This window comes from Telmatospirillum sp. J64-1 (assembly GCF_006980715.1).
In the GTDB taxonomy this organism is placed as follows: Bacteria; Pseudomonadota; Alphaproteobacteria; order Rhodospirillales; family Magnetospirillaceae; genus Oleiliquidispirillum; species Oleiliquidispirillum nitrogeniifigens.
Genome location: NZ_SBHN01000001.1, coordinates 493650 through 500758 on the forward strand (window position 1 = coordinate 493650; position 7109 = coordinate 500758).

Genomic DNA, 7109 nt, shown 5'->3' on the forward strand with positions numbered 1-7109 from the left:
CGGTTTCAGGCTTTCCTGCCGATCTGTTCCTTCAGCAGGGCGTTCACCTTCCCCGAGGCTTCCATCTGGACCATGTGACCGGCGTTGGGAATCACCTCGACCCGGGCTGCGGAGTCCAGTGCCGAGGCATGGGCGACCGGAATGACCCGGTCCAGTTCCCCCCAGACCACCAACCGGGGAATGTCGGTGTCCTTGATGGAACCGGCCAGGACATCCTGCTGCGTGCCGTCATCGAACATGGCCGATGCAAGGGCCCGGAGAGTATCGTTGACGCCGTCCAGGCGCTTGTATTTCAGCAGGTCATCGATCATCTGGCGGCTGACCAGGCCGGGATCGGCGAACAGGTTCTCCACCACCGGCTTGAGTTCGCGGCGGGAGGCGGCGGAGACGAAGCCGTCGATGTAATTGCCGTTGATCTCCTGTCCCAGACCGGCCGGGCAGATCAGGGACAGCGAGGCGACGGAATCCGGGGCTTCCAGCGCCAAGGTCATGGCCACGGCGCCGCCCATGGAATGCCCGACCAGATGCGCCTTATCGATGCTCACCGCCTCCATGAAGGCGCGGGTCGCGGCGGCCAGTCCTTTCAGGCTGGCCTCGGGCAAGGATTTCGTGGACTGGCCATGTCCCGGCAGATCCAGGGCATAGACGGTGGCGTTTTCGGCCAGGGCGTCGATATTGAAAAGCCAGTTGTCCAGGTCGCCGCCGAAACCGTGGATCAGCAGGACCCGGGCCGCCCCTTCGCCCCGCCTGGCATAGCGGATGGTGCCGACGGCGGTTTCGGTGAACAGATAGCGGGGCGCCGCGTCTTCATCCTCTTCGTCTTCATCGCCGGAAGGGGCGGCATAGCTGGCGATGAAGGCGTCGATATCGTCTTCCGGCACGTCGGGGTCGGCCACGACGGCAATCAGCGTCTTCACCGGATAGATGTTTCCGGGCTCGCCCAATACCCGGCGCAGGATGCCGCTTTCCCCCGCTTCGACCACATTGGTGATCTTGTCGGTCTCGACTTCCAGCAATTCATCGCCGATGGAAATGGGAGAGCCGGGCTCTTTCAGCCAGCCGGTGACTTTGCCCTCGGACATGGACAGGCCCCATTTCGGCATGACGATGGGCTTGATACGCTCGTTCAGCATTGATGAAGGCTCCGGATCAGGCGGCGACGGTCTGGTCGGCGGCGGTGATGCCCATGGTGCGGCGTGCTGCCGCGGCGATCGCCTCGGCGCTGGGGATGTAAAGGTCTTCCAGAACGGGCGAGAAGGGTACCGGCGTATGCGGCGCGGTCACCATCTGGACGCCCGCCTTCAACGCGCCGAAGGCATGCTGGCAGACATGGGCCGAGATATCGGTGGCGATATTGCAGCGGGGATGGGCCTCGTCGATGACGACCAGGCGCCCGGTGCGCTCGACGCTGTCGATGATCGTATCCCGGTCGATGGGCGATAAGGTGCGCAGGTCGATGACCTCGGCCTCGATCTTCTCCTGGGCGAGGATTTCGGCGGCCGCCATCGCGCGATGGACGGTCAGGCCATAGCTGACCAGGGTGACATCATCGCCGTCGCGCAGCACATTCGCCTCGCCGAAGGGAATGGCATAGGATTCCCGGGGCACGTCCATCTCGAAGCCGTAGAGCGCCTTGTGTTCGCAGAAGATCACCGGGTCGTTGTCGCGGATCGACTGGATCAGCAGCCCCTTGGCGTCATAGGCGTTGGAGGGGCAGACCACCTTCAGCCCGGGGACATGGGTGAAGATCGGGGTCAGCATCTGGGAATGCTGGGCGGCGGCGCGGAATCCCGCCCCGACCATGCCGCGGATGACCACCGGCGTCTCGGCCTTGCCGCCGAACATGTAGCGGAACTTGGCGGCCTGATTGAAGATCTGGTCGAAGCAGACGCCCATGAAATCGATGAACATCAGCTCGGCGACGGGGCGCAAACCGCAGGTCGCCGCGCCGATCGCCGCGCCGATATAGGCCGATTCCGACAGCGGCGTGTCCATCAGCCGGTCGCCATGCTTGCCGTAGAGGCCCTTCGTCACCCCCAGCACGCCGCCCCAGGCATCCTTCTCACCGGGTGCGCCGGTGCCGCCAACGATGTCTTCGCCCATCAGGATCACGGTGGGGTCGCGGCTCATTTCCAGGTCCAGCGCTTCGTTGATCGCTTGCTTCATGCTGATTTTCCGGGACATGGACTTTCCTCCGTTCGTTTGTTTCTTGCACCCCAAGGGATCAGTAGGCGACGTAGACGTCTTGCAGCAGGTCGGCGGGTTGGGGCAGGGGGGCGGCCTTGGCGGCGCGCACGGCATCCTCGATCAGCGCGGCCACTTCCTGGTCAATGACGTCCAGTTCTTCCTGTGCGGCCAGTCCGGCTTCCTTCAGGCGCGCGGCCATCAGCTTGATGCAGTCGCGGTTGGCGCGCAGGTCCTCGATCTCGCCCTTGGCGCGGTAGGTCTGGGCATCGCCCTCGAAATGGCCGTAGAAGCGGGCCATCTTGCATTCCAGCAGGGCCGGGCCGCCGCCTTCGCGGGCGCGGCGGATGATCTCGCCGGCGGCTTCATGGACGGCGAAGAAATCGGTTCCGTCCACGGTCACGCCGGGCAGGCCGAAGCCGGTGGCACGGTCGATATAGGAATCGCAGGAAACGGCCCATTCCATGGCGGTGGCCTCGGCATAGCCGTTATTCTCGACCACGAAGACCACCGGCAGGTTCCATACCGCCGCCAGGTTCAGGCTTTCCAGGAACATGCCCTGGTTCGATGCGCCGTCCCCGACGAAGGTGATGCCGACGCCGCCATCCTTGCGGTGCTTGGCGGCCAGGGCGGCGCCGCAGGCCAGCGGTCCCCCGGCGCCCAGGATGCCGTTGGCGCCCATCATGCCCTTGGACAAATCGGCGATATGCATCGATCCGCCCTTGCCGCGGCAGGCCCCCGTGGCGCGGCCGTAGATTTCGGCCATCATCTCATGGACGTCCACGCCCTTGGCGATGCAATGGCCATGTCCCCGGTGGGTCGAGGCGATGCGGTCGTTGTCGTTCAGATGCATCATGATCCCGGTGGCACAGGCTTCCTCGCCAGCATAGAGGTGGACGAAGCCCGGGATGTCGCCCTTGGCGAAATCGACATGCAGCCGTTCCTCGAATTCCCGGATCGTGCGCATGGTCCGGTAGGCTTTCAGCAGGTCCGTCTTGTTCAAGGGAAATGGATTGTCGAGCATGGCGTTCTTCCCTTTGGTTTATTGGAGTTGGTATTTGGCGGCACTGGCCGGGACAGCCGACGGCGCGGCTGCGAACAGTTTGTGCTGGGCGGCGTAATGCATGCAGCCGCGCACATTGACGGTGCGGAAGGCGTCGTCCCGCAGCGTCAGGGAGACGTGATCGCGCGCCGTGAAGGAGATTTCGCGCTCGCCATCCAGGGCGATGGATCCTGCCTTCGTCTCCGGCACGAAGGGCATGCCGGGCGGCATGCGGCGCCAGTCGCAGATGCCGACATCCACCATCAATCCCGGCGCGATGGGCGCGTTCAACGTGGTGACGGGCGCGCGCGGTCCTTGCCCGTCGGGCGGTACCATGCGGACCATCAGTCCACCGGATTCGGCGCGCGAGACGGGCTCCAGCAGGCCGGCAATGGCCGACATGCCGATGACTTCGGGATCGGCGAAGGTGACGAACAATTCCCGGAAGCTATCCGGTCGCCACAGGGCGCGGGCGCCGATGAAGCCTTCTGTCACCAGGGCCACGTCGACCAGGGCGACCTCCGGAGTCCGGCTGCCATTGACCTGGACGTCGATGCGCTTGTTGGGGCTGAAGGCGATATGGGCCGGGACCTGTCCCGTCACCGCCAGGCCGGTGGCCAGGCCGGTGATGGTCGGCTCGCGGTGTTCGGGGAAGGCGTTGTTGGTGCCGGTCGAGATGCCGGCGACCGGCACCTTGCCGCAACGGGACACGACTGCGCGATGGGTGCCATCGCCGCCCAGGACGACGATGGCGGCCACGCCCGCCTTGCGCATTTCCGCTGCCGCGCGATGGGTATCCTCAACGGTACCGGTCACGGGAATGGAAAGCAGGTGAAGGCGGGGATAGTGCGGCTCCCCATGGGCCTTGGCGCGCACCAGGCCGCGTTCCACATGGCCCCTTATGCCGCCATTCTCCGGCATCATCAGAACGTCGGTGACGCCGCAGCTGCGCAAGGCGGCTAGGACGCGCAGGACGATATTGGCGCGGTCCGTGACCTGCAGGTTCGTCGCATTGGCGACGACCCGGCGGATGTCTCGGGCGGAAACCGGATTGGCAATGATACCGATCATCGGCGCCACGGCACTTCTCCCTGCCTGTGTGTGAACGGGCAAGCAGGAGACTAGCAACCGGCGGGCCAGTTCCCCGGAGGAGGCACAAGCCGTTGAGTCCTGGCGATTTCTCTCAATGACTGCGCCAGTGGTGCGCAACACCTGTTGCGGCGGAGTGTGGCGAAGGATGCAACAGGTGTTGCAGGGCGCATGCGCTACGGGCGCCGCCTGGACTCAGGCTGCGCCCGTGAAGACAGGAAGACGGAATGGGGTCAGTGATGCCGGTGGGGCGGCAGAATGCCGAAACGGCGGATCTGGCGATGGACGGTCGAGCGGTCCACTCCCAGGCTCCGCGCCGCGGCCGACACATTCCAGTGATGGCGGCGCAGGGTCTCGCGTAGCCGGGCGGCCTGATCGTCCTGGGGGAGTACGGGTGGGGCCGCCTGCGACAGGAAGGTGGGCCAGGCCTCGAATTCTCCGCGCTGCTGGACCGGTTCGGGGATGTCGGCCAGATCGATCAGGCCGTTGGTGCAGACGGCGCAGGCATAGTCCAGCGCGTTGACCAATTCCCGGATATTGCCGGGCCAGCAATGGGCGCGCAGGGCGGCCAGGGCGGAGGGCGTGATGACGTAATGCAGGCCGTCACGGACATCCCGCTCGGCCAGCAGCTGGTCGATCAGCCAGTCCAGGTCGCTGCGCTGGCGCAGCGGGGGCAGGGTGAAGACGGCGCCGCTGAGGCGGAAATACAGGTCGTCGCGGAAATGACCGGCCCTGACCAGCTCGGCCAGATTGCGGTGGGTGGCGGCGATCACCCTCAGGTCCACGGAAATGGCCTTGTTGCGGCCGATTGGCGTGACTTCCCGTTCGGCCAGGACGCGCAGCAGGCGGGTCTGCGAGGACAAGGGCATGTCGCCGATTTCGTCCAGGAACAGCGTGCCGCCGTCGGCTTCCAGCACCAGCCCCTTCTTGCCTCGGGTGGTGGCGCCGGTGAAGGACCCGGCCTCATAGCCGAACAATTCGCTTTCGATCAGGGATTCGGGCAGGGCGGCGCAATTGACGGCGATGAAGGGCTTCCCGGCCCGGATACTGGCCTGGTGCAGGGCCTTGGCGAGATATTCCTTGCCGGTGCCGGTTTCGCCATGGATCAGCAGGTTCATCCGGGTATTGACCAGCTTGGCCGCCCGCGCCAGCGTGGCCCGCAAGGCGGGGTCGCCGCCCGAGATCCTGCGCAGCGGTTCGGGCAGGAGGGCAGGTGCGCCTCCGCTGGGATCGCTGCCGACGGGGCGAGGCACGGGCATGGCCGGCGGCGGCACGGCCTGGACGAATAGCGGCTGGCCGCTGCCGCGCAGGCGGATCACCCCGTCCTCGGTGAAGCGGGAGCGGACGAAGCGGACGAGATCGTCGACCCGGCAGTCGAAGATCTCGTCGAAGGACTTGCCCAGCAGGCTCTCCCGTTCCTCCTGGCACAGCCCTTCCTTGCGGATGAATTCCCAGCTGCGGTTGTTGAAGCCGATGATGCGGCCGGCACCGTCCAGCGCCATCACCAGATCGGGCTCGATCTCGGCGAATTCCTGCGAGGTCGACAGCCTGATCACCCAGTCGTTGCGGAACTGGTTGTAGAGATTGGCATTCTCGATCTTGTGGACATAAGACTTGACCATCTGCAAGGCCAGGTGCTGGCTGACCTTGGGTTCGGGCGAGCGCAGGGCCGAGATGTCCAGCACGGCGGCCAGCGTGCCGCCGCTGTCGAAGATCGGGGCGGCGGTGCAGGTCAGGGGGATGTGGGTGGTGTCGAAATGGTCGGTCTGGTGCACCGTCAGGGCCTTGCCGGTGGCGATGCAGGTGCCGACGGCGCAGGTGCCCGCCCGTCCCTCGTTCCAGTCCGCCCCGAGATAGAGGCCGGCACGGCGCAGCTGGTTGTCGAAGGTCTGGTCGCCGATGAAATCGACGGCGATGCCCTTGCTGTCGGTCAGCAGCAGGACATAGCCCATCCCCGCCACCTGACGGTACAGCGCTTCCAGCCCGAACCGCGCCATGCGCAGGAATTCGTCCATGGCATCGCGATGTTGGCGCAGATGCTCATGGGGCAGGATATAGGCCTCGCGTCCGATCGTCGGGTCCAGCTTGTGATGAAAGACGCAACGCCGCCAGGATTCCTCGATCACGGCATCGCGGTTTGACCTCACTCCCTCGGAAACCCGCACAAGCTCGTCGATATGTGCCGCTCTTGCGTTTCCCATCGCGCAAACTCTTGTTGTTATATGAGTGCGCAGCCCTGTCGTAGTATTTTTCAGTAACGCTAACAAAATCCCGCCACCTCTTCAATTCGGCCAAAAGTATCACTGCATGGAAGGGAAGCAGCTGTGGCAGAAGCCGCGGCGGATGACTGAGCGGCATTTTCGGCGTGGTGCGGACCGGGGTGGCAGGGGGTGATGACGCTCCGTTGGAGGGCCTTGAAGGGGCGATTCGGAAAAACGTTCCGGCGGTGAAAAAAGCTGTTGACCTTGGGGTGTTGGTTGGCCTAAAAACCGGCCTCCCGACGACGGGACGGACGGCGGGGCGGCGCGATGGTGCCGCCGGGATTGTCCGGGCTCTTTGACAAGTGAAGACGGAAGGGATGCGCAGGCGGCGGCGACCGGGATTGGTCTTGCTTCTTGTGCATCTTAAAGAGAAACACGCTCTATTGAGATATGTGCAGGAGGCGAGCTCTTGAATGCTGTCTATGGCAGCAAGTCAACTTGAGAGTTTGATCCTGGCTCAGAACGAACGCTGGCGGCATGCCTAACACATGCAAGTCGAACGAAGGCTTCGGCCTTAGTGGCGCACGGGTGAG

5 protein-coding genes and 1 rRNA gene are annotated in these 7109 nt (G+C 64.8%); 1 reads left to right on the plus strand and 5 read right to left on the minus strand.

All coding sequences use genetic code 11. From position 1 onward, the window contains the following. Positions 1-5: 5 nt before the first annotated feature. The 5 genes from EPD66_RS02210 to EPD66_RS02230 form a co-directional block, all read right to left on the minus strand. Positions 6-1133: an acetoin dehydrogenase dihydrolipoyllysine-residue acetyltransferase subunit gene (locus EPD66_RS02210; RefSeq protein WP_185961209.1), complete on the minus strand. Its 1128-nt coding sequence runs from the start codon at positions 1131-1133 to the stop codon at positions 6-8. Between the two features lie 16 nt (positions 1134-1149). Beyond that, positions 1150-2184, minus strand: coding sequence for an alpha-ketoacid dehydrogenase subunit beta (locus EPD66_RS02215; RefSeq protein WP_142846812.1), 1035 nt, complete (start codon positions 2182-2184; stop codon positions 1150-1152). A gap of 40 nt (positions 2185-2224) precedes the next feature. Next, on the minus strand, positions 2225-3208 hold the full coding sequence (locus EPD66_RS02220) for a thiamine pyrophosphate-dependent dehydrogenase E1 component subunit alpha (protein ID WP_142846813.1): 984 nt from the start codon (positions 3206-3208) through the stop codon (positions 2225-2227). 18 nt (positions 3209-3226) lie between these two features. Next, a complete protein-coding gene (locus tag EPD66_RS02225; protein WP_142846858.1) occupies positions 3227-4297 on the minus strand; it encodes an ATP-NAD kinase family protein in 1071 nt (356 codons plus the stop codon). A gap of 251 nt (positions 4298-4548) precedes the next feature. Continuing rightward, a complete protein-coding gene (locus EPD66_RS02230) occupies positions 4549-6516 on the minus strand; it encodes a sigma-54-dependent Fis family transcriptional regulator (protein WP_142846814.1) in 1968 nt (655 codons plus the stop codon). 494 nt (positions 6517-7010) lie between these two features. Between EPD66_RS02230 and EPD66_RS02235 the strand changes: the two genes are divergently transcribed. Beyond that, a 16S ribosomal RNA gene (locus EPD66_RS02235) occupies positions 7011-7109 on the plus strand; the annotation flags it as partial.